The 25935-nt window shown below is 33.5% G+C and carries 25 protein-coding genes; 10 read left to right on the top strand and 15 right to left on the bottom strand.

The window, feature by feature from the left end:
* Positions 1-40 precede the first annotated feature (40 nt).
* Positions 41-430: an RNA-binding S4 domain-containing protein gene (locus tag ACNQF9_RS10950; RefSeq protein WP_417960491.1), complete on the bottom strand. Its 390-nt coding sequence runs from the start codon at positions 428-430 to the stop codon at positions 41-43.
* A 79-nt stretch (positions 431-509) separates the two neighbouring features.
* On the opposite strand from ACNQF9_RS10950, the gene ACNQF9_RS10945 reads away from it, so the two are divergent.
* Positions 510-1490, top strand: coding sequence for an FKBP-type peptidyl-prolyl cis-trans isomerase (locus tag ACNQF9_RS10945; protein WP_417960489.1), 981 nt, complete (start codon positions 510-512; stop codon positions 1488-1490).
* Positions 1491-1557: 67 nt separating this feature from the next.
* Here ACNQF9_RS10945 and ACNQF9_RS10940 read toward each other — a convergent pair whose 3' ends face one another.
* Positions 1558-2511: a transketolase family protein gene (locus ACNQF9_RS10940; protein ID WP_417960487.1), complete on the bottom strand. Its 954-nt coding sequence runs from the start codon at positions 2509-2511 to the stop codon at positions 1558-1560.
* 89 nt (positions 2512-2600) lie between these two features.
* Complete coding sequence (locus ACNQF9_RS10935; protein ID WP_417960485.1) at positions 2601-3452, bottom strand: transketolase; 852 nt, start codon at positions 3450-3452, stop codon at positions 2601-2603.
* Positions 3453-3600: 148 nt separating this feature from the next.
* Here ACNQF9_RS10935 and ACNQF9_RS10930 point away from each other — a divergent pair, with 148 nt between their 5' ends.
* The 3 genes from ACNQF9_RS10930 to ACNQF9_RS10920 all read left to right on the top strand — a co-directional run bounded on the left by ACNQF9_RS10930 (position 3601) and on the right by ACNQF9_RS10920 (position 5902).
* Positions 3601-4182 carry a Crp/Fnr family transcriptional regulator gene (locus ACNQF9_RS10930; protein ID WP_417960483.1) on the top strand — a complete coding sequence of 194 codons (582 nt, stop codon included), beginning with the start codon at positions 3601-3603 and terminating at the stop codon, positions 4180-4182.
* A 92-nt stretch (positions 4183-4274) separates the two neighbouring features.
* Positions 4275-4778: a hypothetical protein gene (locus ACNQF9_RS10925; RefSeq protein WP_417960481.1), complete on the top strand. Its 504-nt coding sequence runs from the start codon at positions 4275-4277 to the stop codon at positions 4776-4778.
* Positions 4779-4807: 29 nt separating this feature from the next.
* Positions 4808-5902, top strand: a complete 1095-nt coding sequence (locus tag ACNQF9_RS10920) for an alkene reductase (protein WP_417960479.1) — start codon at positions 4808-4810, stop codon at positions 5900-5902.
* A gap of 135 nt (positions 5903-6037) precedes the next feature.
* On the opposite strand, the gene ACNQF9_RS10915 is transcribed toward ACNQF9_RS10920, so the two are convergent.
* The 4 genes from ACNQF9_RS10915 to ACNQF9_RS10900 all read right to left on the bottom strand — a co-directional run bounded on the left by ACNQF9_RS10915 (position 6038) and on the right by ACNQF9_RS10900 (position 9639).
* Positions 6038-6613 carry a YciE/YciF ferroxidase family protein gene (locus ACNQF9_RS10915; RefSeq protein ID WP_417990229.1) on the bottom strand — a complete coding sequence of 192 codons (576 nt, stop codon included), beginning with the start codon at positions 6611-6613 and terminating at the stop codon, positions 6038-6040.
* A 461-nt stretch (positions 6614-7074) separates the two neighbouring features.
* Positions 7075-7587 (bottom strand): MepB family protein, encoded by a 513-nt coding sequence (locus tag ACNQF9_RS10910; RefSeq protein ID WP_417960475.1) that lies wholly within the window; start codon positions 7585-7587, stop codon positions 7075-7077.
* A gap of 538 nt (positions 7588-8125) precedes the next feature.
* Entirely contained in the window at positions 8126-8890 is a 765-nt protein-coding gene (locus ACNQF9_RS10905) for a TIGR02757 family protein (protein ID WP_417960473.1), read from the bottom strand.
* Between the two features lie 65 nt (positions 8891-8955).
* The gene (locus ACNQF9_RS10900) at positions 8956-9639 is read right to left on the bottom strand and encodes an ABC transporter ATP-binding protein (RefSeq protein ID WP_417960471.1); all 684 of its coding nucleotides are present in this window, start codon (positions 9637-9639) and stop codon (positions 8956-8958) included.
* Positions 9640-9883: 244 nt separating this feature from the next.
* On the opposite strand from ACNQF9_RS10900, the gene msrA reads away from it, so the two are divergent.
* The gene (msrA, locus tag ACNQF9_RS10895; RefSeq protein WP_417961231.1) at positions 9884-10432 is read left to right on the top strand and encodes a peptide-methionine (S)-S-oxide reductase MsrA; all 549 of its coding nucleotides are present in this window, start codon (positions 9884-9886) and stop codon (positions 10430-10432) included.
* Between the two features lie 41 nt (positions 10433-10473).
* Complete coding sequence (locus ACNQF9_RS10890; RefSeq protein ID WP_417960469.1) at positions 10474-10773, top strand: hypothetical protein; 300 nt, start codon at positions 10474-10476, stop codon at positions 10771-10773.
* Between the two features lie 533 nt (positions 10774-11306).
* On the opposite strand, the gene ACNQF9_RS10885 is transcribed toward ACNQF9_RS10890, so the two are convergent.
* The 5 genes from ACNQF9_RS10885 to ACNQF9_RS10865 all read right to left on the bottom strand — a co-directional run bounded on the left by ACNQF9_RS10885 (position 11307) and on the right by ACNQF9_RS10865 (position 17578).
* A complete protein-coding gene (locus ACNQF9_RS10885) occupies positions 11307-13031 on the bottom strand; it encodes a sodium:solute symporter family protein (RefSeq protein WP_417960467.1) in 1725 nt (574 codons plus the stop codon).
* 122 nt (positions 13032-13153) lie between these two features.
* Positions 13154-15685 carry a PIG-L family deacetylase gene (locus tag ACNQF9_RS10880; RefSeq protein ID WP_417990228.1) on the bottom strand — a complete coding sequence of 844 codons (2532 nt, stop codon included), beginning with the start codon at positions 15683-15685 and terminating at the stop codon, positions 13154-13156.
* 162 nt (positions 15686-15847) lie between these two features.
* On the bottom strand, positions 15848-16402 hold the full coding sequence (locus ACNQF9_RS10875; RefSeq protein WP_417960463.1) for a hypothetical protein: 555 nt from the start codon (positions 16400-16402) through the stop codon (positions 15848-15850).
* Between the two features lie 181 nt (positions 16403-16583).
* A complete protein-coding gene (locus ACNQF9_RS10870) occupies positions 16584-17090 on the bottom strand; it encodes a hypothetical protein (RefSeq protein ID WP_417960461.1) in 507 nt (168 codons plus the stop codon).
* A gap of 170 nt (positions 17091-17260) precedes the next feature.
* Entirely contained in the window at positions 17261-17578 is a 318-nt protein-coding gene (locus ACNQF9_RS10865) for a hypothetical protein (protein WP_417960459.1), read from the bottom strand.
* Positions 17579-17888: 310 nt separating this feature from the next.
* Here ACNQF9_RS10865 and ACNQF9_RS10860 point away from each other — a divergent pair, with 310 nt between their 5' ends.
* The 3 genes from ACNQF9_RS10860 to ACNQF9_RS10850 all read left to right on the top strand — a co-directional run bounded on the left by ACNQF9_RS10860 (position 17889) and on the right by ACNQF9_RS10850 (position 22171).
* Positions 17889-18704: a Cof-type HAD-IIB family hydrolase gene (locus ACNQF9_RS10860; RefSeq protein WP_417960457.1), complete on the top strand. Its 816-nt coding sequence runs from the start codon at positions 17889-17891 to the stop codon at positions 18702-18704.
* Between the two features lie 62 nt (positions 18705-18766).
* Entirely contained in the window at positions 18767-21115 is a 2349-nt protein-coding gene (locus tag ACNQF9_RS10855; protein WP_417990227.1) for a S9 family peptidase, read from the top strand.
* A gap of 102 nt (positions 21116-21217) precedes the next feature.
* Positions 21218-22171 (top strand): phosphoribosylaminoimidazolesuccinocarboxamide synthase, encoded by a 954-nt coding sequence (locus ACNQF9_RS10850; RefSeq protein ID WP_417990226.1) that lies wholly within the window; start codon positions 21218-21220, stop codon positions 22169-22171.
* A gap of 75 nt (positions 22172-22246) precedes the next feature.
* Here the strand turns inward: ACNQF9_RS10850 and ACNQF9_RS10845 are convergent, their stop codons facing one another.
* The 3 genes from ACNQF9_RS10845 to ACNQF9_RS10835 all read right to left on the bottom strand — a co-directional run bounded on the left by ACNQF9_RS10845 (position 22247) and on the right by ACNQF9_RS10835 (position 24551).
* A complete protein-coding gene (locus tag ACNQF9_RS10845) occupies positions 22247-22786 on the bottom strand; it encodes an SRPBCC family protein (protein WP_417990225.1) in 540 nt (179 codons plus the stop codon).
* Between the two features lie 27 nt (positions 22787-22813).
* A complete protein-coding gene (locus ACNQF9_RS10840; RefSeq protein WP_417990224.1) occupies positions 22814-23272 on the bottom strand; it encodes a DUF1801 domain-containing protein in 459 nt (152 codons plus the stop codon).
* Between the two features lie 190 nt (positions 23273-23462).
* Positions 23463-24551, bottom strand: a complete 1089-nt coding sequence (locus ACNQF9_RS10835; protein WP_417960447.1) for a M42 family metallopeptidase — start codon at positions 24549-24551, stop codon at positions 23463-23465.
* An 82-nt stretch (positions 24552-24633) separates the two neighbouring features.
* Here ACNQF9_RS10835 and ACNQF9_RS10830 point away from each other — a divergent pair, with 82 nt between their 5' ends.
* Entirely contained in the window at positions 24634-25311 is a 678-nt protein-coding gene (locus tag ACNQF9_RS10830; protein ID WP_417990223.1) for a DUF4294 domain-containing protein, read from the top strand.
* Positions 25312-25935: the final 624 nt, after the last annotated feature.

Genomic DNA, 25935 nt, shown 5'->3' with positions numbered 1-25935 from the left:
TTAGGTTTAATTATTAAACGGAAAAGATTAAATCCTGTTTTTATTCGGTATCGTCGTCAGTAATTATCTCATTGCCAAATTCGTCAATGTCTCTTCGGTCTTTTTTAGTGGGCCTTCCGGTTCCATTTTTACGATAATGTTCTTTGGACAATTTTAAGAGTTCTAAATGTTGATACGCTTCTGCCGGAGTATCGTTTCGTCTGTAAATATCCACTAATTTAGCTCCAACTCTGCTTTCAGGAATGTCTAAAACCGTGATAATTTGGGTAATTTGATCTTTTCGAAAAGTGATTTTATCCGTGGGAAAAACTTCCTTTGAAGGTTTAGCGACAAGGCCGTTTACCGTCACGTGATTCTTTTTACAAGCTTCGGTAACCATGTTTCTGGTTTTGTAGTACCGCATGCACCATAAATATTTATCTATTCTCATAAATTTTCTAAAATCAGAGTTAAATAGTTTACAAAAATCAATCAATATTGTATCTTGCGCACTTAAAAAATTAGCTATAATGAACAAATTTAAGTATTATTTTATTCTATTAATTACAACTGTCTCTTTATTTTCATGCTCAAAAGATGATGTGGCTGAAATTGAACCACCTAGAGGCTATGCAGTGCAATATGCCACTGATTTAACTGATATTGAAGAATATTTAAAAAATTATTATATTACTATTGTTGATCATGCTGGTTTTCAAGACGATCAAGATGTTGCTTTTACTAAGATTCCGTCAGGTGGTACGCAACCTTCTATTTGGTCGTATAAAGATAAAACTACCTTTCCTAAACTTTTAAGCAGAGAAGTTGTTCTTCATACTATAACCTATAAATTATATTATTTAGTTCTAAGAGAAGGAATAGGAGTTTCACCATCAAATGTTGATGGTGTATTAACTGCATACAAAGGAGATTATTTATCTCGTCAGAAAGTTGCCGAGGTCGAAACATTAACTACCACATTCTTTGAAGAATCAAAGAATCCACAACAATTTTTTAATTTAACGACTACTATTACTGGATGGGGTGAAATTTTCCCGCAATTTAAAACGGGAACCTATTCCTCTAATACCGATGGTACCGTTTCGTATAAGGATTTTGGAGCAGGTGTAATGTTTGTGCCTTCAGGGCTGGGGTATTATAACTCAGGAAGTGCCAGTATTCCTGCGTATGCTCCGTTAATATTTAGTTTTAAATTGTATGAAGTCAACAGATTAGACTCTGACGGAGATGGGATTATGAATTTTCAAGAAGATATAAATGGAGATGGTTATATGCGCGTTTTGGCTACAGGAATTGTAAATCCAGATGATACTGATGGAGATGGTATTCCTAATTTTTTAGATACTGATGATGACGGAGACGGTGTTAGTACAAGAAAAGAGATCACAGATGCTAATGGTGTTTTAATTCCTTTTGCAGCTATTCCTAGTTGTAATGGGAATACAACTGATCCAGCTAGAATTAAAAGACATTTGGTAAAATGCAATTAAAAAATAGCATACTAAAAAAAATCCAGTTCAATTGAACTGGATTTTTTTTTGGTATACTAGAAAGAAATTATTTTCTTTTCATTACTCTTTCTACCGCTTCAACAATTGCTTGATTGTTCAATTTGTATTTCTCCATTAATTGTTCTGGTGTTCCGGATTCCCCAAAGCTGTCGTTTACCGCAACAAACTCTTGTGGGGCAGGGCTATTCAATGCTAATACTCTAGAAATACTTTCGCCAAGACCACCAAGAATATTGTGTTCTTCAGCGGTAACAATACATTTTGTTTTTGCCAATGATTTCAAAATAGCTTCTTCATCCAATGGTTTAATAGTATGAATGTTGATTACCTCAGCTGAAATTCCTTTTATTTCCAATGCTTCAGCTGCAATTAACGCTTCCCAAACTAAATGTCCGGTAGCAACAATAGTTACATCAGAGCCTTCGCTTAAAACAATTGCTTTTCCGATTTCGAAAGGTTCGTCAGCTGGCGTAAAGTTAGGTACAACCGGACGACCAAAACGCAAATATACAGGGCCATGATGATCTGCAATGGCCAATGTAGCGGCTTTAGTCTGATTGTAATCGCAGGTGTTGATTACTGTCATTCCAGGTAACATTTTCATCAATCCTATATCTTCAAGGATTTGGTGTGTTGCACCGTCTTCGCCTAATGTTAATCCAGCATGTGAGGCACAAATTTTCACATTTTTCTCTGAATACGCAACGGATTGACGGATTTGATCGTACACTCTTCCTGTAGAAAAGTTGGCAAAAGTCCCTGTGAAAGGAATTTTCCCACCAATAGTTAAACCGGCCGCAATTCCAATCATGTTAGCTTCAGCAATTCCGATTTGGAAAAAACGTTCCGGATGATTTTTCTTAAAATCGTCAAACTTCAAGGAACCAATTAAATCTGCACATAGTGCTACCACATTTTCATTCTTTTGACCTAGTTCAGTCATTCCCGCTCCAAAACCCGAACGTGTATCTTTACTTCCTGTATTTGTATATTTTTTCATTTTCTAATTTGAAGATTAAAATGATTTAAGAATTTAAAAAAATTAAAGTTTTGAGACTTCTAATTTGTAATTTAAAACTCTTAATTGTTTTAGTAGTCGCTTTCTGCTGCTGTGTAGTTTTGTCCTAAAGCAATTTCAAGTTGCGTATCATTAGGTGCTTTACCGTGCCAAGCATGGCTATACATCATAAAATCTACACCATTACCCATTTCAGTATGCAACAATACACAAACTGGTTTTCCTTTTCCAGTTCTTGATTTTGCATCATTCATACCAGCAATAATAGCTTCGATATCGTTTCCTTTTTCAATTTCTAAAACATCCCAATCAAAAGCTTCAAACTTAGCACGGATACTTCCCATGGCTAAAACTTCGTCAGTTGTTCCGTCAATTTGTTTTCCGTTTAAATCGATTGTAGCAATAAGGTTGTCCACTTTTTTTGCTGATGCATACATGATTGCTTCCCAGTTTTGACCTTCCTGCAATTCACCATCACCGTGGAGCGTATAAATAATATGGTTGTCACCATTCAATTTTTTTGCTTGAGCAGCACCAATTCCTACTGATAATCCTTGTCCAAGAGAACCTGAGGCAATTCGTATTCCTGGTAAGTCGTCATGTGTAGTGGGGTGGCCTTGTAGTCTTGAATTAATCAGACGGAAAGTCGCCAGTTCTGAAACCGGGAAATAACCGCTTCTTGCTAAAACGCTATAGAATACAGGTGAAATATGTCCGTTAGAAAGAAAGAAAAGATCTTCTCCTATACCATCCATATCAAAGCCTTCTTTGCGTTCCATTATATTTTGGTACAAGGTTACAAGAAATTCAGTACAGCCTAGAGAACCGCCGGGGTGACCTGAGTTGACTGCGTGTACCATTCGAAGAATATCTCTTCTGACTTGGATTGTTAAATCGTTTAATTGTTGTGTGTTCGGTTTCATTTGTGTATTAAAATTAGACTGTGCAAAGATAATCAGATATTTTGATTTATGCAGAATTCCATTTTTAGATTTTTCAATAGTTATTAAGGATTATTTTTTAGTTTCATAATATTTTTATTGATTCTCGAGTATTTAGTACCTTGCAACCATGTTTCAACAATTATTTAAAAGCATTCAGGAAAAAGTACTTCTTACCCACGAAGAAATGGAGCTGTGTAAAACATTTTTTATCCCTAAAAAGTTGCGTAAAAAACAAACATTGTTGCAAGAAGGAGACATTTGTATCTACAATGCATTTATTGAAAAAGGAATTTTACGTTCTTTTACAATAGACGAAAAAGGAAATGAGCACATCGTACAATTTGCAATTGAAGGTTGGTGGATTACGGATTTGTCCAGTTTCCTAACTAACAGCGCTTCAATTTACACGATTGAAGCACTGGAAGATTCTGAATTACTTTTGTTAACAACATCGGCTAGAGAAGCGCTGATGGATAAAATTCCAATGTTTGAAAGGTACCAACGCTTGTTGTTGCAAAATGCATATATCGCCAATCAAGCCAGAATAAATTCAGCTTTGACAGAGACAGCCGAAGAAAAATACATCAATTTAGGAAACGCATACCCCGGAATTGTCAAACGTGTACCCCAACACATGATTGCTTCCTATTTAGGACTTAAACCAGAAACATTGAGTCGCGTTCGAAAGCAAATTAACATTCGTAAATAATTTTAATTGATTTAGATCAATAGAATTTCTTGTTTTACATCAACAGAAACTTTTGTTAAACGGCCCTAAATTTGCCAAGTAAATAAAAGTCAATGTCAAATAAAAAAACATTTGCAGTCATTGGAGTTTCAGAAGCCAAAAGTCTCTTTTTAGCAAAGCAAATTGCCAAAGGGAATCAAGTTTTGTTATTTGATCAAAATGCAGCAACACTTTTGACGGTTCATACCCAAATACTTTTAGAGAATCCAGCGGCAAACGTGGAAATGATGATTTGTCCAACTAATGCAAGTTGGGAGGCCGATGTTATCGTACTTTCAAATTATTCTGCAACAGATTCTACTCTCGCTGAAAAAATCAGAAAAGTGGCTACAGGTAAAATTGTACTTGTTTTGGTAAACGAAAAAAATCCTATTATTTTCGAAAACTCTAGTGACAAGCTTCAAAATTTATATCCGTTTTCTAAGGTCATTCGGAGTATTGAATCACCAAACGATTTAATAGACTCTTTTTTTTTAAGAGGGAACGATGCGGATGCCGTGAAAACTATTTTGACTCTTTTTACACATATTGGTCTTAAAACCAGTATTCTAATTTAAAAAAAAAATTAATTTAAAACTTTTACTAAATGAGCGAATCTATTTTATTACAATCGTACAAACTAGGAAATAATACCTTAAGCAACCGAATGGTTATGGCACCAATGACACGAAGTCGTTCTAATAACGAAGGAAATGTTGCCACAGCACTTACTGCAAAATATTATGCACAAAGAGCCACAGCTGGTTTGATCATCTCCGAGGGTACTTTTGTAAGTACAAAAGCAGTTGGTTTTATAAATGTACCTGGGATTTACAGTGAAGCACAAACGGAGGGCTGGAAACTAGTTACAAAAGCAGTACACGAAAAAGGAGGAACAATATTTGCGCAATTGTGGCATACTGGACGGTTATCACATCCTGATTTGCATAATGGGGATTTACCGCATGCTCCATCCGCACTGAATCCTTTTGCTAAGGCCTATACAAATGATGGTTTTGTAGATACAGTGATCCCAAAAGAAATGACGTTTGTGGATATCAAACAAACGGTTTTGGATTTTAAAAAAGGAGCTAAAAATGCTGTTGCAGCTGGCTTTGATGGGATCGAATTGCATGCTGCTAATGGGTACTTATTGCAACAGTTTTTTAATGGTTATTCTAATCAACGTACAGATGAGTATGGTGGTACAATAGAGAATAAATCCCGAATTTTATTTGATATTTTAGATGCTTTAGAAGGGGTTATTGATTATTCTAAAGTAGGCGTTCGATTGAACCCAACTTTGCATAATACTCAGGGTATGATGTTGGATGAAGAGACAATTCCTACTTACGAATATATAATAAACCGTTTGAATGACTATGGTTTAGCGTACATACATTTAACGGAGCCTTTCACGCCAGTTGATGACGTGCCCTTCGCTGTTACAGAAGTGGCTAAACATTTCAGACCCTTTTACAAAGGAACATTGATCATTAATAAAAGTTTTACAAAAGAAACAGGTATAGAAATTATTGAAAATGGGTATGCAGATCTTGTTGCTTACGGAGTTCCATTTATTGCTAATCCAGATTTAGTGGCTCGTTTTGAAGCGGATGCACCATTAAACACACCAGATCAAAGTACGTTTTACACCGACACCGAAAAAGGGTATATTGATTATCCGGAAATGATTGCATAATTGAAAGCTGACAATACTATAAACAATCTATAAATTGTGTGTTGAGGTTGATTGTATAATTCACTAAAAAGCCTGCATTTTGCAGGCTTTTTAATTATTGAAAAACAGGTATTAATTTGGTATTCACTCCTACAGCTAAGCTTTAATATTTGTGATGGCATCTGCTCTGCAAGCTTGTTTATTAATGTTTGCCATTGCTATACCAGTTAATGTTTCATCTGTTTTTTTCTTATCGTCAAGTGTCATTGCTAATAGATTTGCTGCTTTGTTTTCTCCTAACGTTTTGGCAAATGCGTGCAAAGTACCATAAGTGGCAATTTCATAATGTTTCACTTTTTGTTCTGCAGCAATAATACCCGCATCTCGTACCACCCCATGATCCGTTTCTTTTATTATACCATCCGCTTCTTTTAAAATGCCTTGCATGGCATCACATTTTTTTGAGGTTGGTTTCATACCAGTCACTTCAAATATTTTCTCTAAACGGGATACATGTTCTTTGGATTCATTTAATTGACTTTTTAAGGAGTCGACCAACTCCGGCGAGGAAGCATTTTTGACCATATTAGGTAATGTTTTAGTCAAAACTTTCTCTGCCCAGTAAATGTCTTTTAGTCCACCTTCAAATAAATCTCTTAATCCGTGTGCCATGTTGTTTTTTGCTTGCATAGCACCTTTAACATCTTCATTTTTACTAATTGAGGTTCTCATAACAGTAGTTTTTAAGATTAATTTTCTTTAAGAAATAGTACATATCATTTATTTGTTATATCGATTACTAATTCTCTTAGATTTAATAAAATTAAACAAATTACACCGCAATCAGCTGTTAATTAACTAATTGTAAATACGAATTATATGATTTTTTAAAGTAAGACTTTGTTGAATTTGTTTATTTTGTGTATCCAGTATATTTTAACCCCAATATATGCCTTTTATGAAATAAATTATTGGTTTACAATCCAAGAATTATTATGTATTTGGTTTTAAGATTCAGATGAGTAATTTAATAGCCATACTTAGCTAAAAATACTGCGCTAATAATGAATTAATTATTCTTTCAAATTGCCTATCTTCATTTTGAAAAGTCAAAATGGATTGATTTTTATGGTTGATTGTTGTTATCAGTGCTTTCCTTTTAAAGAATTCATCTATAAAAGGAAAGTATCGGTCTAAGTACTGCTATCTATAACAAAGAGTGATTTTGCCCTCTCGATGTTAAGAGATTGCTCTGAAGGAATTTCTAGAAAATAATTAAGTTGCCATTTTTGAGTTTTCTGTGCCAGTTTACTTATTGTTTTGTCCCAAGGTGGGTACACTCGAATTGCTCTTTTTCCTTCTTTTAATGGGGTGGTAATAATACCTTGTTGAATAAGAACTGATTTTGAGAAAATAAATAGACCAAATTTAGCGCCACTCATAGTGTTGATGATAAAAAAATCAATGGGATCATTAGAATCATAAGGTTGAATAGGTCCTTTTTCAAATCTTTTCCATAAAGTGACAAATTGACCAATCTTTGTAGGGGTGATTTTAGCTGTTCGAAAAAGAATTTTGAAGGTGTTAAGGTCAAATTTACTTGCACAATAATCAACACTTTCTTTTTCAATAATTAAATTTTCGATTTCAAAATCACATTTGTCAAATACTAGTTGTTTACTTTGATTTAGGTACTTTGGAATCATCTGAATTATTATAAATTGGAGTTAGAGGTTGAATAAACGAATGTCAAATTTAGATTAAATTTCAAGTAAATATAATATTTAACTTTTGATCCATTATTAAAAGAATTACTAATCTCTTTGTTTTTTTTTAAACAAGCACATTTCTTCCCACAACTATCATTAATTATTAAAATCTAGTTTTTTAATAATCTTTATTTTTAATGTCTGTTTTGATTATTAAAATTAAATAAATTAGATCAATTATATTTATTGTTACCAGAATCGGTAATAATAATTTAGTTTTTTAAACTTAGGTATAAAAGTAACCTATGCTAAGATATTTATAAAATAAATAGCACTGTATAAAATTTTTTTGAAATTCTTTAGAAGTAAACTCGTCATCACTTGTCCTCTTAGACTACTTTATAAACGTGAAAATATTTTTTTTAAAATAAAGAAAATACTAATTCTAGATTAAAATGGGGGAATAGATTCTAAAAACACAAATAGTTTGCTTGGTAAGTTATCTAATTTAACAGAAAAACTATTTCTTAATTCTTTAAAAACCTTCAAATATACCTAATCCAAAAAGGGCAAAATCATATTTAACCGGATCAATACAATCGAATGTACGAAGTTTTAAGTCTAGTTCAGATAGAGCTTTTCCGTCATTTTGTTTTCTTGATAGAATTCCTAATTTTCGAGCAACATTTCCGGAATGTACATCTAAGGGACACGATAATGCAGCTGGCGAAATACTTTTCCAGATGCCTAAATCGACTCCTTTATTGTCCTGCCGTACCATCCAGCGTAAGAACATGTTAATTCGTTTGGCTGCAGAATTGTTGTTTGGATCTGAAATGTGCTTCTCAGTTCTATGTGGATGCGGAATTTCGAAAAATATTTTTTTGAATTCATGAATGCTTTTCTGCATCGAATGCATTTCCTGATGTTTGCTGAATGCGGCTTCTAAGCCACCGTGGTTGGAGTATATGTGTTGTAAGCTTTTAATAAAACTGGCAAAATCAATTGCATTGAACGTGCGGTGTACAAATGATTCCAGTCGTTCCAAATCATTTTCGGTATGCGACATTACAAAATCATAAGGTGCATTCCCCATCAAATCAATGATTTTATGGGAATTCTTGATTATCATTTTACGATTTCCCCATGCTATTGTTGCGCTTAGAAATCCTGCGATCTCAATGTCTTCTTTCTGTGAAAATAAATGCGGTATTTGTACTGGATCACTATCTATGAAATCGAGGGTGTTGTATTGTGTAACCTTTTCGTCTAGAAAAGATTTAAGTTCAGAGGGATTCATTTATGTTTAGTGTTTAAAAGGTTTGCCGTTTTAAATGAACTGTAAGCCTAAAATTTCAAACATTTTTAATTACTAATCAAACCATCTACCATTACTAACTTTCGATCGGCCATATTTGCTAATTCCTCATTATGCGTCACAATTACAAAAGTCTGACCCAGTTCGTCTCGTAGTTTAAAGAATAATTTATGCAGGTTTTCAGCGGATGCCGTATCAAGATTACCCGAAGGCTCATCTGCAAAAATGATTGCTGGTTTGTTAATTAATGCTCTGGCAACTGCCACACGTTGTTGCTCTCCACCGGAAAGTTCATTTGGCTTGTGGTTTATTCGATGCGAAAGACCAAGGTAGGCTAACAATTTTTTGGCTTCAATCTCAGTTTCATTTTTAGATTTATTGGCAATAAAAGCTGGAATACAGACATTTTCTAGTGCAGAAAACTCCGGCAATAATTGATGAAATTGAAAAATAAAACCTAAATTTAAATTTCTAAATTTAGAGAGATTTTTGTCGTTCATCGTTAGAATATCTTGATCATTGATTCGCAATTCAATTTCTATATTAACTTTTCCTTCTTGTTTCTTTGAACTGGGTTTGTCTAAAGTGCCAAGAATTTGTAAAAGCGTTGTTTTTCCAGCACCTGAAGCACCAACGATAGAGACAATTTCTCCTTTTTGAATGTGTACATCAACTCCTTTTAGTACTTGTAGTTGATCGTAATATTTATATAAATTTTTAGCGTGAATCATTTTAAAACTATTTTTACAAAGAAACAAAGATTTTAAGGATTATGAATTGGATCGGGGTATATTTTCGTTTGACAAAGTATAAACTTTAGTTAAGATTAAAAATTCATGGCGTATTAATGAATAAATTTGATAAAAATTCATAAATATGAATAAAGTAATTGGAGTTTTTTTGGCATTATTGCCGTTTTCATTTTGTGCAAAAGAAAAGAATATTACTTTGCCTAAAAGCCTAGAAACAAAAAATATGGAAATACAAAACGGAATTGAGATAGCCACCTTTGCTGGAGGTTGTTTTTGGTGTACAGAAGCAGTTTTTTTAGAATTGGATGGAGTCACTAAAGTAGTATCGGGATACATAGGAGGAAATACTGTGAATCCTACTTACAGGGAAATCAGTAATGGGGATACCGGTCATGCTGAGGCCATCGAAATTACTTTTGATCCTAGTAGAATAAGTTTTGGTGAACTTCTTGAAATATTCTTTGCTACGCATGATCCTACTACATTAAACCGTCAGGGTAATGATATAGGGACACAATATCGAAGTGAAATTTTTTACCACAATCCATTCCAGAAACAACTAGCAGAAGATTATATTGCTTTGATGACTAGTGAGAATACTTTTGGACAACCAATTGTAACTAAAATTTCTCAAGCTACCCAATTCTACATAGCTGAGGACTACCATCAAAACTATTACAATCAAAATAAAACACAAGGATATTGCAGCTATGTTATTACTCCTAAAATTGAAAAATTGAAAAAAATATACCAAGATAAACTTAAGAAATAATTGGCATTAGATTTGAGTATATTTTAGAAAACTCAAATGAGATGGAAAAACTAGTTCAGGAAAAGGGAATCAACAATAAATCCAGAGATTTTGTATTGGGAATTTTATTTGATGCCATAGGAATGCTATCCTTTTCTGTTCCTTTTATAGGTGAATTTTCGGATGTCATTTGGGCACCTTTAGCTGGGTTTTTAATGACGTGGATGTATAAAGGAACAATAGGGCGAGTGGGAGGAATAGTTACCTTTCTGGAAGAAATATTACCTTTTTCGGATTTTATTCCAACATTTACCTTAACATGGTTATATAATTATGTACTTAAAAACAAAAATGCTTCGTAAACGACACTTCTCAATAAATTTTAGATAAACATAATACAAGAATTATCTTCCTATTAAATGAAGCTATTTCTTTTTAAATTTAGTTTTTTTTATTCTGGTAAAAGCAATCTTAATATTATTTAGTTTTTAACTGTAAATTATTAATGGTTTTAAATTTCATCAAATAAAAAAGCACTGATTCTAATATACTAATGAAATTTTCTACTATTACATTGTTAGAGTTCTTTATTTTTAATAACATACGATGAGTAATTGTTTTAAAATATTACAGCCATTATTAGTAGATTTTTTAAATTTTGTTATGCAATGAAGTTTAAATTTAATTCTACTTGGTTTTTTTTTGATTACCTTCAAATTGTGGCAGAATTCTTGGATTAGTGTAGATCGACATGTTTTTTTGAAATTATTGATTGGTATAATTTATTAATGTTTGAGTATAATTGGTTTTATAATGAAAAGTTTACTAGGTTTATAAATTTTATAACTAAAAAATAACTCTTTAGTTCTAAAATAAAAAGCAATCCTAAATATAGCTAGACTACAATTGCTTTTTGTTTCCTAAAAATAGTCCACTGCAATAGTAAGGAAATAACAATCGTTAACATTGCTCCTATGAAATTTAGCCATAAATAGCCCAGTTTTTCTTCTCCACTCGGGAAAATATAAATGGCATAATAATAAATGATAAAAATAGTGATCTGACTAACTACGGCGCTGTAAAAAATAGCTTTGGATTGCACCTTGTGGATGTAAAAACCAACTAGAAAAATTCCCAGTACAGTACCGTAAAATATAGATCCTATAATATTTACCAATTGGATTAAATTTTCAAACAACGTTCCAATACAAGCAAAAAGGATAGCAATAACTCCCCAAAGTAAGGTGAAGAATTTTGTAGCATAGAGGTAATGTCTTTCTGATTTTTCTTCTTTCAAATTACGTTTGTAAATATCAATTGCAGTTGTAGAGGCCAATGCATTCAGTCCCGAAGCGGTGGAGGACATGGCGGCTGAAATGATAACGGCTAGTAATAAACCAATAAGTCCTTTGGGTAAATAATTAAGAATAAAGTGAAAAAACACATAATCTTTGTCGTTGGTTTCACTGTTGCTATCGGCTTTCAGGATTATTTCTTTGGCTCGATCTCTTAAATCTTTTTCTTTATTGGACAAAGCCACTAATTCTTTTCGAAGGATAGGATTGTCATAATCTTGATTGAGCTGATCGATGTACAACAGATTAATTACTTTTTTATCTTCGGATAAATCGTCTAATTTTTTCTCCAAAGCATTGTATTCGCCTTTGTAAGCCGATTTTTCAATCATGGCTTTGTTGTTTGGATTAAAATTTAACGGAACAGGATTGAATTGAAAAAAAACAAAAACCATAACTCCGGTCAGTAAAATGAAGAACTGCATAGGCACTTTTAAAAGGCCGTTCATGATTAATCCCATTTGGCTTTCTCGAACAGATTTTCCTGATAAATAACGTCCTACCTGCGATTGATCCGTTCCAAAATAAGCCAATGCCAAGAAAAAACCTCCTGTAATACCACTCCAAAAAGTATATTTTTCTTCTGGATCAAAGGAAAAATTAACAATATTCATTTTATCATTTGCGCCGGCAATATGCAGCGCACTGGTAAATGTCATGTCATTGGGTAGGTAATGCAATATCAGAAAAAAAGTAATTAGCATTCCGGACATAATTACAAACATTTGCTGTTTTTGAGTTACATTCACTGCTTTTGTCCCGCCCGAAAAAGTATAAATGATAACCAATACACCAATAATAATATTCATATAGGTAAGATTCCAACCCAATATTGCCGACAAAATAATCGCTGGCGCATAAATGGTTAATCCAGTTCCTAAACCTCTTTGGAACAAGAAAAGTATTGCTGCTAAAGAACGCGTTTTTAAATCAAATCTTTTTTCTAAGTATTCGTAAGCAGTATATACTTTGTATTTATGGTATAAAGGGATAAAAGTTACGCAAATTACCACCATGGCAATTGGCAATCCAAAATAAAATTGCACAAAACCCATTCCGTCATGATAGGCTTGTCCTGGTGTAGAAAGAAACGTAATTGCACTGGCTTGTGTCGCCATAACCGAGAGTCCTACTACATGCCAGGGCGTTTCATTATTACCCAGAATAAAGTCCTCCACATTTTTACTCCCTTTGGTTTTCCAAGCTCCGTAAATGACTATGAAGAGTAAAGTAACTATGAGTATAACCCAATCAAATAATTGCATAATTTAAGCGTATAATTTCATGATGAGACAAAAGATCAAGATATAAATAGCATTGGCTACAAGCACCCAAGTATAGTTCTTCTTCCAAGTTTTTATTTTTTTTATTTCCATTTTAAATAAGTTTAGTTCTTGATTTTTTGAACAGGGATATTTTCAGATGATTGTAACGAAATAATGTTGGAAATTAATTTATATGCACCCGTAACACCTTCGGGTAATTCTCTAAAAAAGCTTAGACCGGTATAAATATAGTGTCCTTTTCCATAAGGAGCAATTAGTAAAGCGCCATTTTTAGGACTTTCGCCTTTATCATTTGAAGATAAAATAGGAGTAAAGGCTTTATCGTATTCACTTGGGTAATACAATCCTTGCTCTTGTTTCCAATCATGAAAATCTTTAGTGGTGATTTTGTTGGGGAAATTCAAAACGGGATGGTTTGGTACTAAAAACCGAACTTCGGCATCTTCTTCCGTTACTCGGTCACGGGATAGTTTCAAGGGATAAGGCGCGATATTTTCTGTTACAAGATCACCGGCAGTATTGTACTGAACGAGCATTGTTTTTCCGCCTTTTACAAAATCAAAAAGAATGTTTTGCTTGTTCGCTAATGCTGCAACGGTATTGTACGCGCGTACCCCAGTTATAACTACATCAAAATGCTCTAATTTTTCCGATGATATTTCTTCGGGTTTAAGGAGTGTAACTGAGTATCCTAATTGAATCAAGCTGCTAGGGACTTCATCTCCAGCACCCATAATATATGCAATTTTTTCACCATTTGTTTTTAAATCCGTTTTGATGCATTTGGCTTCAGCCAATTTTAAAACTTGCTGTTTAGTGATATGGTCATAACTAATAATGATTTGTTCCTTGTCAAATCGTTTATTATCAATTATAGCAACGCTTTTGGCTACTACTTCTTCGGATCTATTTGGTGGAGTGACCTCAAAATAAACAATTTGTTCCGTTCCCTTTTTTTGAATGTTAAAAGGGATTGATTTTGGAGAAACATTCCAATTTTGAGGCAGTTCAAGTTGTAAGTTTCCTTTCACATCATCCTTACCTGCTTTAATTCTAACGCCTACGTGTTTAATTTTGGTGTCTTTAAAAAGTAATACTTTGTCCATAATTGAAGTGGTAACTTCAGGAACAATATCGAGATAATTGTATACTTCACCTTTTACATCATCATTAAATTTATAAATTACGGTGCGCTCAAATGGAATTTCGATTCCGTTGATTTGAATGTTAAAAAGCACTTTAGTTTCCCGAATAATATCTGGAATTCCAATGTTTTGTTGCTGATTTACGGCATACATTCCAACAGTTCCATTTTCTTTTAACCAATACGGTTGTGTGTAGTTAATTGACTCAGGTAATTTTAAATCTAAGTTTATGCCGTTTAAAATATTATTTTTTAATTCGCGGTTTTGAGGTGTGCTTATTTGTTCGGGTAAAGTAGTCACGCTCATTAATTGTATGGGTGCGGAGCTTCTGTTGATGGCCTCGAGTTTTAATTTTATTGTACTTCCGGGAGTTGCTTCCTGATTTTGGGCAACGGCTTCGAGATACAAACCGGAACAGGCTGCTATAATTTCTTTTATGGCTTCAGATTTAAGTGGTACCCAATGATTTTCATCCAAAGCTTTTATCATCGTATAGGCTTTCGCCAAACTTGGAATACTTGCCGAAGGATTATTATAATCGAATTCAGCTGCAATGGTTGTCAATAATTCACCAATTGCTTTTCCTCCTTTTAATCGGTTCCAAGAGGTGTCAATTCCTTCAAAAAGCGATTTTTTTTCTTTTAAAGCATTTCCATTTATAAACTCTAAATACTCTGTTTCTTCACCTCGTGCACCAGTACTGCCAAATCCTTGTGATTGATGGCGGCTCCGACTTAATGCCGCTATTTCCTGATTCGATTTTCCTAATCCGGTATAATAAACCCCTGTTTGTAATGCTATTAAATTAGTTTTATCTGCAGCATTAAATTTCTCGATAGTTCCATAAAACCACCAAGAGGTATTAAAAAATTGGCGTTTTGCTTGCCAAGGTTTTACAAATTGCAATTGTTCTGGAAAAATAGTTGGATTGTTAGCCAGTTCAAAACTTTCTACACTTAACATTGCCGATGCGGTGTGATGACCGTGTGTAGTTCCTGGAGAGCGATGATCAAACCGGTTAATAATTACATCGGGTTGAAACTTTCTGATGGCCCAAACAACATCCGCCAATACTTTTTCTTTGTCCCATATTTCTAGTGTTTCGGTTGGGTTTTTGGAAAATCCAAAATCATTGGCACGAGAAAAAAACTGTTCTCCACCGTCAATTTTTCTAGCTTCAATAAGTTCTTGAGTTCGTATCACTCCTAATAATTCTCGCAATTGTGTACCTATTAAGTTTTGACCACCATCACCGCGTGTCAAAGACAAATATCCAGTTCTGGCTTCTTGCTCATTGGATAAATAAGAAATTAATCGGGTATTCTCATCGTCGGGATGTGCTGCTATATAAAGTACTGAACCAAGAAAATTAAGCTTGTGAATCTGGTTATAAATTTCAACAGCATTTAATTTTTGTGGTTGTTGAGCATTTGTAATTTGAAAACAAAAAAGGAATACTATTATAACTTGAATGTGTTTTTTTTGCATTTTTTTAAATTTAATTTGCAATAGCTTCAAATGTAGGAATTAAAAGTTTTTTTCTGAAATCTTTTTAGTTATCTTTAAAATAAAATTTCAGTTAAACTACAAAGAGAGAGAACTAATTTTAGTTCTCTCTCTTTGTAGTTTATAATAATTTATGCATTTAATTTAGTCTCTGTCGTCGTCTCCACGGTCACGACCTTTTCCATGGCCATAATTTTTGTACTGTTTTTTATATTCTTTTCTATCGTCATCATCTCTATCGTCATCATATTTTCTATGATTATCATATTGTCTGCGGTTGTCATCTTCTCTGTGGTTAACATAGACTCTACGGTTATTGTTGTATCCAATGTTTCGTTGTTCTCTCCCATGATATCCTCTATAATATCTAGTTTTATGGTTTCTAAAGTTGTTATAAGGTCTTGAACCATGATAATCATTCAATACCACTTTGTAGCCACCGTATAAGTCGTAGTTTCTATATTGATTTGGAAGGTTTCTAGAACGGATCCATCTTCCGCTACCAAAATAGATAAATTGTGTTGCTCTTACATCATAATAAGCTTCCACGTCAGGTAAATAGTAATACTCAGCTTCAGCATAACCTACGGGACCCCAAGAAGGTGCCCTACCAATGTTTAAACTTACAGAAACTTGTGCATGTATTGTACTTGATGCAAAAAGGATAATTCCTACGGCGATTAATTTTAGTGTTCTCATTTTCTTTAAATTTAATTGGACTTATTTTTAGGACTATAAATTATAGCTCCATCTCTAGTTTTCCAACAATTGTGCCAACGTAAAAAAAATAACATTTTTTTAAGATTTAATTAAGATGGTTTTTTACTCAAAAAAAAAGAACCCCGCGTGAGGTTCTCATTTTTAATAGTTTATCTACATATTAATGTTTATCGTTACCACGTCCTTTATTTCCTTTTTCATGGCCATTATTTCCTTTTCCTTTTTTGTAATTAGTATTCCCATTGTTACCGTGATTATATGAATCTTTATGAATCACAACTTTTCGGGTTCCTATTGTTCTTTGTGGACTTCCTTTGTATCCCTTGTGATATTTTACTTTATGACTTTTAAAGTTGCTATAAGGTCTAGAACCATGATAATCATTCAATACTACTTTATAACCATTGTATAAATCATAGTTTCTGTATTGAGAAGGTAAATTTCTGGAACGAACCCATTTTCCTCCACCAAAATAAATAAATTGTGTCGCTCTTACATCATAATAGGCTTGTACATCTGGTAAATAATAGTATTCTACTGCAGAGTATCCAGCAGGACCCCAAGCAGGAGGACTTCCTATATTTACATTTACTGAAACTTGAGCTTGTATCGTATGCGTAGATACTAAAAGTATTACTCCTGCCGCAATTAATTTTAATGTCTTCATTTTTTTAAATTTTAATTAATACTTATTTATAGTAATTCTTTGATTCAATATTTCCTATACTAAAGCCAACAACTATGCCATTATTAAATAATATTATTTTCTTCTGTTTGGATTGCATAAAAAAAGGAAACGATTAATCGTTTCCTTTTTTTATTTTCATTTTTATTAGATTACAACAAAAGAATCAACAAAAGAATAACGATAATAATTGCACCTACAGATAAATAAACACCATTTCCTGTAGATTTTAATTCAGCCTTGATAGCGCGAACTTCTTTACGCAACTCTTTTTTCTCTGCGGAATTCAATGATGATTTGTCCATTGCTTTTATTTCATCAAGACGATTAAGCAACACTTTTACTTCTGCCGGAACTTCTTTAGGTGTGTTTGAAACTGAAGTTGTAGTTTTTTCACTCGCTAACATTTGTGTAGGAACAATACTTAATGATAATACCATCATCATTAAATAAAAGGTAACTTTTTTCATTTCTTTTGGTTTTAGTTATAAATTTATATATGATAAAAGTAAACATTAATCCCATACAAAATCTTATACTATTTTGCTATTTAATTATATAATTTACTCTTATTTGATATAAAAATGGAGATACTAATTTATACTGATAGGTGTAGTTTAGGCCTTTCTATTCGTAACTATAACTTTGAAATTAATAAATAATCGGTAGAGTAGTTTATATTATTTAATGATACTTATGGGTTAAACTTTTCTTTAATCATTGCATATCTCTTAAAAATGGAATAAATTTGAAATTATTAAAAATGACAGTGAAAAACAAATGATTTTAAAAGAAAAAATTAAAGTAGTTATTAGTGATTTAGATGGAACTTTACTCAATTCACACCATAAAATATCCCAATACACCAAAACTGTTTTTCAAGAACTTCACAATCAAAACTATTTAATAATTGTAGCAACTGGTCGGCATCACTTGGATGCAATGCCCATAGTTGCAGGTTTAAATATTCCTCTTTATTTAGTTACTTCAAATGGGGCACGTATACATTCCCCTGAAAAAGAACTTCTTTTTTCTTTTAATATGGAAAGCGATGCGGTTAAATCCGTCTTGTCATTAGATATTGATCCTGAAATCACAACAGTATTGTTTAGAGAAAATGTTTGGCAAACAAACAAGCATAATGAAAAACTAAATGCATTTCAACCAGAAGTAAATTATCATCCTGAACTGGTAGATTTTGATAGTTTGGAAGACTTAAGTGCTATAAAAGTATTCTTCACACACCATAAACATTCGAAATTAATTGAATTAAGGGATCGGATTTTAGAGGACCATACAGGCCTTTTTAGTCATGCTTTTAGTCTTCCGCTGTGTTTGGAATTCATGGACAAATCAGTAGATAAAAGTGTTGCGATTGCAAAAATTTTAGAAAAAGAGAATTTTGCTTTTAATGAAGCTATATCTTTTGGTGACGGATATAATGATGAAAATATGCTTAATTCTTCGGGGAAAGGTTTAGTAATGGGAAATGCACCCGATAGTTTAAAGAATAAACTTTCTCATTTAGAAGTAATACTAACTAATGATAATGAAGGAGTAGCTAAATATATAGCAAAACAACTTTTAAATAGTTAAAAATTTTAAATGAATACTTTTAAAAATAATTTTAGAATCCATTTTTTAATAAAAACAGTAAAATGAATAAAAAACTAACCCTTGTTATCTGTATTTTGTTTTCCATAACAATACAAAGTCAAGCCCTTAAACTGGAAGAAATCATGAAAGGCAACACCTTCATTGGTGCGCAACCAGAAAATGAAAGATGGTCTTTAGATGGACAAAAAGTTTATTTTGATTGGAATCCTAATAATGAATTGGGTACAAGTACTTATTTTTGGAAAAACGGATTGTCAAAACCTGAAGTAGCATCGCCAAATGAAGCTGCTTTTTCAAAATTAGATTTCAAAAAAACAGCCAATTCGGATTTGTATTATTACATCGATAAAGGAAGATTATTTTCATATTCCTTAAGAAGTAAAACATCTAAAAAACTATACCAACAAAGCAGTCCGATTGCTAACTTGCAAATGGGTTCTGTCGCCGGACTGCTTTATTTTAGACAAAATGAAAACCTCTTTCAGTTCAATACCAATGAAGGTTCTATTATTCAACTCACTAATTTCAGGCGAGGAAAAGGAGAAGATGCCACAACGGAAAAAGAATCTTTTTTAAAAAGCCAACAGGAGGAATTGTTTCAATTTGTTAGAGATCAGGAAGCGCTTAAAAAATGGAATTTAGCAAAATCAAAAACTACAAAATCGGATTTTCCAAAGCCTTATTATTATGGAAAAAACGCCTTTGGGAGCTTAAAAGTGGATCCAAAAGGAAACTATGCCACCTTCAGATTAATAGAAGATTCAGAACGTAAGAATGAAAAAATGGAACTTTTCATAACTGCTGATGGCTACAACCAAATAGAAGATACGAAGGAAAAAGTTTCTGTAGAAAATTTGTTACCTACTAAATTCGGAGTGTATAACATGGCCAAAGATTCTGTTTATTTCATGAATTTTTCATCATTGAGCCACATTCAGGATGTTCCTAAATATTTTGAGTTGTATGAAAAATCAAAAACTGCAGAAAAAAAGAACAAACTAATTGTGGTTCAGGAACCTGTTTACAATGAAAATGGTTCTTACGCAATTGTCGAAATAAGAAGTCAAGACAACAAAGACCGATGGATTGTCAGTTTAAATTTAGAGAAAGGAACTTTTCAAGAATTAGATTATCAACATGACGAAGCTTGGATTGGCGGACCTGGAATTCCTTCTAATTCTTATGGAAGAGGGACACTTGGATTTTTAGGAGACAATGAAACCGCATATTTCCAATCAGAAGAAACGGGTTATTCTCATTTGTATAGCTATAATTTAAAGTCAAAAAAGAAAACCCAACTGACCAAAGGAAATTGGGAAGTGCGCAACGTGACTTTGGCAAAAGGTAAAAAGTCTTTTTATTTGATCACAACGACTACGCATCCGGGAAACAGAAATTGCTATAAATTGGAAGTTTCAAATCCGGTTTTACAACCTATTTTAACTAAAGATGGCGCTCATGAAGTGAGTTTGTCTCCAGATGAAAGTACTTTATTGGTGCGTTATTCGTATAAAAACAAACCTTGGGAATTGTATATAGCACCTAATAAAAAGAATACAAACTTAAATCAGATAACGTCCTCAACGACGGAAAGTTTTAAAGGATATTCTTGGCGTGAACCAGAAGTAATTACTTTCAAAGCGCAGGATGGAACTCCCGTAAATGCTAGATTGTACAAGCCACAAACGGCTAATGCAAATAAAGCCGCTATCTTGTTTGTTCATGGTGCTGGTTATTTGCAAAATGCACATAACTATTGGAGTACGTACCACAGAGAATACATGTTTCATAATTTATTGGTAGACTTGGGGTATACCGTTTTGGATATTGATTATAGAGGCAGCGATGGATATGGACGTGATTTTAGAACAGGAATTTACCGTTTTATGGGCGGTAAGGATTTAACAGATCAAATAGACGGCAAGAAATACTTAGTTGAAAACCATGGAATTGATGCCTCAAGAGTAGGGATTTATGGCGGTTCTTATGGAGGTTTCATCACGTTGATGGGAATGTTGACTACTCCCAAAGAGTTTGCTTCGGGTGCGGCATTGCGTTCTGTAACAGATTGGGCGCATTACAATCATGGCTACACAGGAAATATTCTTAATTTTCCAGAAACGGATCCTGATGCTTATAAAAAAAGTTCACCAATCTATTTTGCAGATAATTTACAAGGTAATTTATTGATGCTACATGGAATGGTAGATGACAATGTAGAGTACAAAGATATTGTTCGTTTGTCTCAACGTTTTATCGAATTAGGGAAGAAAAACTGGAGTCTTTCTTCGTTTCCTGTAGAAGCTCATGGTTTTAAAGAAACCTATTCATGGGTTGATGAATACAGCCGAATCTTAAATTTATTCAACGATACGCTGCTTAAAAAATAACTTTAGAGATAAAAATGAAATTTAAGAGTTCTGTTCTTTGTGAAACTCTATGAAATAGTTTTAAATTTGCAGGAACAAAAATAAACACACACAACTAGAATAATGAGCAATACCATCACAACTACGGATTTTAATTTTCCAAACCAAAAATCTGTTTACCGCGGTAAAGTAAGAGAAGTGTATAACATCAATGATGACCTTTTGGTTATGGTTGCTACAGACAGACTTTCGGCTTTTGATGTAGTTTTACCAAAAGGAATTCCATATAAAGGTCAAATTCTAAATCAGATTGCTACAAAATTCATGGAATTGACTGAGGATATTGTTCCTAACTGGTTGATTGCAACTCCTGATCCTAATGTGGCTGTAGGCCATTTATGTGATCCTTTTAAGGTAGAAATGGTCATTCGAGGCTATCTTTCAGGTCATGCTGCTAGAGAATATGCTCTTGGCAAAAGAGAAATTTGTGGTGTGAAAATGCCAGAATATTTGAAAGAAAATGATAAATTCCCGGAACCTATTATTACGCCGACAACCAAAGCGGATAACGGAGAACATGATGCTGATATTTCTCGTGAGGATATTTTATCGAAAGGAATTGTCTCTGAAGAAGACTATCTGGTTTTAGAGAAATTTACAAGAGATTTGTTTCAGAGGGGAACTGAAATTGCAGCCAGTCGTGGTTTGATTTTGGTTGACACCAAATATGAATTCGGTAAAACCAAAGAAGGTGTAATTGTCTTGATTGACGAAATTCATACACCGGATTCTTCTCGTTATTTTTACGCTGAAGGATACCAGGAACGTCAAAACAAAGGGGAAGAACAAAAACAATTATCGAAAGAGTTTGTTCGTCGTTGGTTAATCGAAAATGGTTTTCAAGGACTAGAAGGACAACAAATTCCAGATATGACGGATGAATACATTCAAACAGTTTCTGAAAGATATATCGAATTATACGAAAATATCTTAGGAGAGAAATTTGTAAAAGCGGATATCACTAGTATAGATGAAAGAATCGAAAAAAATGTTTTGGGATATTTAGCCAACAAATAATTCATTCATAAATGGTAACGAAAAAACCGCAATTCATAATTTTGAATTGCGGTTTTGCTTTTATTGAAAATACGACTATTCTTCTAGAACTGCTTTTAAGTTATTCAATCCATCTTGCAAATCCTTTCCAAGCATTTCTTCCATATTCATAAAAGGCAACATAAGATTCATGGGATAAGGCATGTTTCCATAAAATCCCCATTTTACTTTGGTTTGATTTGGTGTGATGGTTCGTGTTGTCATAAAAGCATAGTCTGTAGATTCTATCGGTACTTTGAAACGAAGTTCAAAATCAATTCGTTCGCCCTCAACGATTTTTTTGATTTCTTGCTCACCAACGCCTACATTTTTATCGGTACTATCCCAACCCACAATAGCACCAACGGTTCCGTCAGTTCCAGTAAATGTTTTCTTCATCGCAGGGTCCTTAGTAGACCAAACGCTAAAATTGTCTTGGTTTTTCAAATATTTTACATAATTGAACACACTGTCTTTTGGTTGGTTGATTGTAATTTCTCTTTCAACAGCAAAGTCTTTGGTCAAGAATAGAGCAATAATTAGGGCCAAAACCACGAGGGCTATTATGGTTGCTAGAATCTTTTTGATGATATTCATATCTATTTAAAAATTTAAGGTTTCGTTTTACTTTGGTTTAATTTGTGATTCATAAGTATCAATCCAGTCCTGTACTGATATTTTCTGCACAAGTGCTCTAATTAGATCGAATGGAATTTGGTCAACCTTTTTAAACCGGATGCAACTTTTTCCGATGTCTAATTTTTGGGTGCTGTGTTTTGGGTATTCAGTAATAAACCAATTTAGTATTTCTGGGTTAGCATAAATTCCCATGTGGTATAGCGCGATAAAATTTTTCTGGGATCCAATACCTATAAAAGGTAACGGTAGCTTTGGTTCGCAATGGTAGCCGCTAGGATAGATGGAATGTGGAACCACATATCCAATCATGCCGTATGACATTCGTTCAACAAATCCTTTTGGAATATTCTCTAGAATAGTTTCTCTCAGTTTTTTAAAAGCATCTTTTCTTTCCTCGGGAATTTCTTCTAAATAGGCTTCGATTGACGTGGCGGTTGACTGCATTTTAAGAATTGTTTAAGTAAAGTTAACAAAAAAACCGCAATTCATAATTTGAATTGCGGTTTTTTTAGTCCTGATAGTAGTGGAAATCCTTTCCCTTTTTGCTGCCAAAAAGGGAAAGATTACTTCACTATATTTTTATTTGAGTTCAGTGAATTTCATTTGCAACGGATAGCGGGATTAGCTCCTAAAACTATTTGAAGTAAGAGAATGTTTCTTCGTTTTCTAACTTCAATAAGGTTTCATAAATTAATTTAATTACGTTTTCAACGTCGTCACGATGCACCATTTCAACCGTGGTATGCATGTAACGCAACGGCAATGATATCAATGCTGAGGCTACGCCACCATTACTGTATGCAAATGCATCGGTATCGGTACCCGTAACACGAGAAGAAGCTAATCTTTGGAATGGAATTTCTTTAGCCATGGCAGTTTCTAAAATCAATTCTCTCAAATTATTCTGAACAGCCGGCGCATACGTTACAACAGGACCCTTACCAATTTTTGTTTCTCCTTCAATTTTCTTATCAATCATTGGAGTAGTAGAGTCATGACAAACATCGGTTACTATAGCTACATTGGGTTTGATGGTTTTGGTAATCATTTCGGCACCGCGCAGCCCTACTTCTTCCTGAACCGAATTGGTAATGTACAATCCGAAAGGAAGTTTTATTTTGTTTTCGTGTAGCAAACGAGCTACTTCGGCAATCATAAACCCACCCATACGGTTATCAATGGCACGACAAACAAATTTATTTTCGTTTAAAATCATGAATTCATCAGGATACGTAATCACGCAACCTACATGAACACCCATTTTATCAACTTGTTCTTTAGTTTCACAACCAATGTCAATGAAGAGATTATCGACTTTAGCCACTTCTTCTTTACTTCTATTTCTCGTATGAATCGCAGGCCAACCAAAAACTCCTTTTACGATACCGTTTTTAGTATGTATATTGACCCGTTTTGAAGGGGCAATTTGATGATCTGAACCACCATTTCGGATTACATAGATTAATCCGTCATCAGTAATATAATTGACGTACCAGGAAATTTCATCCGCATGGCCTTCAATTACTACTTTATAGGGAGCATCAGGGTTTATAATTCCTACCGCTGTACCGTAGGTATCCGTTATAAAAGTATCAACATAAGGTTTTAAATAATCCATCCATAATTTTTGGCCACTACTTTCATAACCGGTAGGGGAGGCATTATTAAGATAGTTTTCTAAAAAGTCAAGTGACGACTTGTTTAATATTGATTTAGTGCTCATAAAATTATTTTTTTGCTAAATTATAAATTTGGCATTACAGTTGTATATATAATGTATAATTTTGGCAATTAAATTTCCCTACATGAAGCTAATTAAATTTTTGTTGCTTGTTCTTTTTACCACGATGACTGTTAATGCACAGGTAATACCTCAGGATACCACAAAGATGGGCTATGAGTTAGAAAATGACGAATCCATTCTTAACGATACGATTCAATTACCGGAAGTATTAATATATAAGGAGAAAATGGATCCCGATGCAAGAAAGCAATTTTTATTACTTCAAAGTCGTGTTTTTAAAACGTATCCTTATGCAAAATTAGCTTCGGAGCGATTGACGATTTTGAATAAAGGAATGGCAAACCTCAAAACAAATAAAGAGAAAAAAAGGTACTTTAAGATAGTTGAAAGTTATTTGAGTGAAGAGTTCGAAGCTAAACTTAAAAAACTCTCCCGTAAACAAGGTCAAATTCTGGTAAAGTTAATTCATCGCCAAACTGGCACCACAACTTATGAGTTGGTAAAAAACCTAAAAAGTGGTTGGAAAGCATTTTGGTCGAATACCGCAGCCATCATGTTTGACATTAATTTAAAAACAAAGTATGCACCTTTCGATGTTAATGAAGACTATCTGATAGAAACGATATTAGTTCGAGCATTTGATTCAGGAAGATTACAAAACCAAAATCCTGCAAAATCAGTTGATTATAGCAATCTAACCGATTCCTGGGAGTCCAAAGCTGAGAAGCTGAAACAGTAATTTTTATTTAGAGCGTTTCGCCATATATAAAGAGAGTCAATTAATCTAGGGATTAGTTGACTCTCTTTATATATGGCGTCGGGCTATTCGCTACAAGTCCTCGTCCCGCCAAAGAAGGCGGGACTGTGGGCTTTTTGCTTCTATCCCTAACGCGAGCTAGTGTAAGGCGGAGCTTGTTGATTATTCGAATAATTCAGAATGACATCTAGAGGACATATTATGATACCTTATATATAGGAGAGAACTTAAAAGGGATGTTTGTTATTATATAAGGTATAGGATAAAACCATTTTATTGATCCAGACCAGTTTGTTTTGGTCGATTACTGGTAATGGAAGCTATTTTGAATGTTCAGATCGTATTGAAGGGCATTAAAAGCTGTAATAATGGTTGAATTCATAAGACATTATTAAAATTCGAAAGGTAGTTGAAAACGGTCCATCCTTATAGAAATAGGGTATTTTGCGAAGAAAGGGTGTTTGTGGGTTGTTGGATTGATGTTTTATTAAAAAAGATTTGGTTTCAAAAAACTTGATATCAGCTAGTTAAAGATTAGGTTAAGAAAAGGTCAAAAAAAAGCGATTAAAAAGCTTGTAAAAGCGAATAAAGGGTGTATTTTTGCAC

The sequence above is a fragment of the Flavobacterium amylolyticum genome (genome assembly GCF_048284335.1).
Taxonomy (GTDB): Bacteria; Bacteroidota; Bacteroidia; order Flavobacteriales; family Flavobacteriaceae; genus Flavobacterium.
This window is presented reverse-complemented; position numbering and strand designations above follow the sequence as displayed.

Excerpts from the sequence above, each read along its gene's own strand:
- ACNQF9_RS10870 (WP_417960461.1), bottom strand. The coding sequence starts at position 17,090 with ATGAAGACATTAAAATTAATTGCGGCAGGAGTAATACTTTTAGTATCT.
- ACNQF9_RS10905 (WP_417960473.1), bottom strand. The coding sequence starts at position 8,890 with ATGAATCCCTCTGAACTTAAATCTTTTCTAGACGAAAAGGTTACACAA.
- ACNQF9_RS10860 (WP_417960457.1), top strand. The coding sequence starts at position 17,889 with ATGATTTTAAAAGAAAAAATTAAAGTAGTTATTAGTGATTTAGATGGA.
- ACNQF9_RS10890 (WP_417960469.1), top strand. The coding sequence starts at position 10,474 with ATGGAAAAACTAGTTCAGGAAAAGGGAATCAACAATAAATCCAGAGAT.
- ACNQF9_RS10840 (WP_417990224.1), bottom strand. The coding sequence starts at position 23,272 with ATGCAGTCAACCGCCACGTCAATCGAAGCCTATTTAGAAGAAATTCCC.
- ACNQF9_RS10950 (WP_417960491.1), bottom strand. The coding sequence starts at position 430 with ATGAGAATAGATAAATATTTATGGTGCATGCGGTACTACAAAACCAGA.
- ACNQF9_RS10940 (WP_417960487.1), bottom strand. The coding sequence starts at position 2,511 with ATGAAAAAATATACAAATACAGGAAGTAAAGATACACGTTCGGGTTTT.
- ACNQF9_RS10920 (WP_417960479.1), top strand. The coding sequence starts at position 4,808 with ATGAGCGAATCTATTTTATTACAATCGTACAAACTAGGAAATAATACC.
- ACNQF9_RS10910 (WP_417960475.1), bottom strand. The coding sequence starts at position 7,587 with ATGATTCCAAAGTACCTAAATCAAAGTAAACAACTAGTATTTGACAAA.
- ACNQF9_RS10915 (WP_417990229.1), bottom strand. The coding sequence starts at position 6,613 with ATGAGAACCTCAATTAGTAAAAATGAAGATGTTAAAGGTGCTATGCAA.
- ACNQF9_RS10835 (WP_417960447.1), bottom strand. The coding sequence starts at position 24,551 with ATGAGCACTAAATCAATATTAAACAAGTCGTCACTTGACTTTTTAGAA.
- ACNQF9_RS10850 (WP_417990226.1), top strand. The coding sequence starts at position 21,218 with ATGAGCAATACCATCACAACTACGGATTTTAATTTTCCAAACCAAAAA.
- ACNQF9_RS10885 (WP_417960467.1), bottom strand. The coding sequence starts at position 13,031 with ATGCAATTATTTGATTGGGTTATACTCATAGTTACTTTACTCTTCATA.
- ACNQF9_RS10875 (WP_417960463.1), bottom strand. The coding sequence starts at position 16,402 with ATGAGAACACTAAAATTAATCGCCGTAGGAATTATCCTTTTTGCATCA.
- ACNQF9_RS10930 (WP_417960483.1), top strand. The coding sequence starts at position 3,601 with ATGTTTCAACAATTATTTAAAAGCATTCAGGAAAAAGTACTTCTTACC.
- ACNQF9_RS10830 (WP_417990223.1), top strand. The coding sequence starts at position 24,634 with ATGAAGCTAATTAAATTTTTGTTGCTTGTTCTTTTTACCACGATGACT.
- ACNQF9_RS10945 (WP_417960489.1), top strand. The coding sequence starts at position 510 with ATGAACAAATTTAAGTATTATTTTATTCTATTAATTACAACTGTCTCT.
- ACNQF9_RS10900 (WP_417960471.1), bottom strand. The coding sequence starts at position 9,639 with ATGATTCACGCTAAAAATTTATATAAATATTACGATCAACTACAAGTA.
- ACNQF9_RS10925 (WP_417960481.1), top strand. The coding sequence starts at position 4,275 with ATGTCAAATAAAAAAACATTTGCAGTCATTGGAGTTTCAGAAGCCAAA.
- ACNQF9_RS10880 (WP_417990228.1), bottom strand. The coding sequence starts at position 15,685 with ATGCAAAAAAAACACATTCAAGTTATAATAGTATTCCTTTTTTGTTTT.
- ACNQF9_RS10935 (WP_417960485.1), bottom strand. The coding sequence starts at position 3,452 with ATGAAACCGAACACACAACAATTAAACGATTTAACAATCCAAGTCAGA.
- ACNQF9_RS10865 (WP_417960459.1), bottom strand. The coding sequence starts at position 17,578 with ATGAAAAAAGTTACCTTTTATTTAATGATGATGGTATTATCATTAAGT.
- ACNQF9_RS10845 (WP_417990225.1), bottom strand. The coding sequence starts at position 22,786 with ATGAATATCATCAAAAAGATTCTAGCAACCATAATAGCCCTCGTGGTT.
- ACNQF9_RS10855 (WP_417990227.1), top strand. The coding sequence starts at position 18,767 with ATGAATAAAAAACTAACCCTTGTTATCTGTATTTTGTTTTCCATAACA.
- msrA (WP_417961231.1), top strand. The coding sequence starts at position 9,884 with ATGGAAATACAAAACGGAATTGAGATAGCCACCTTTGCTGGAGGTTGT.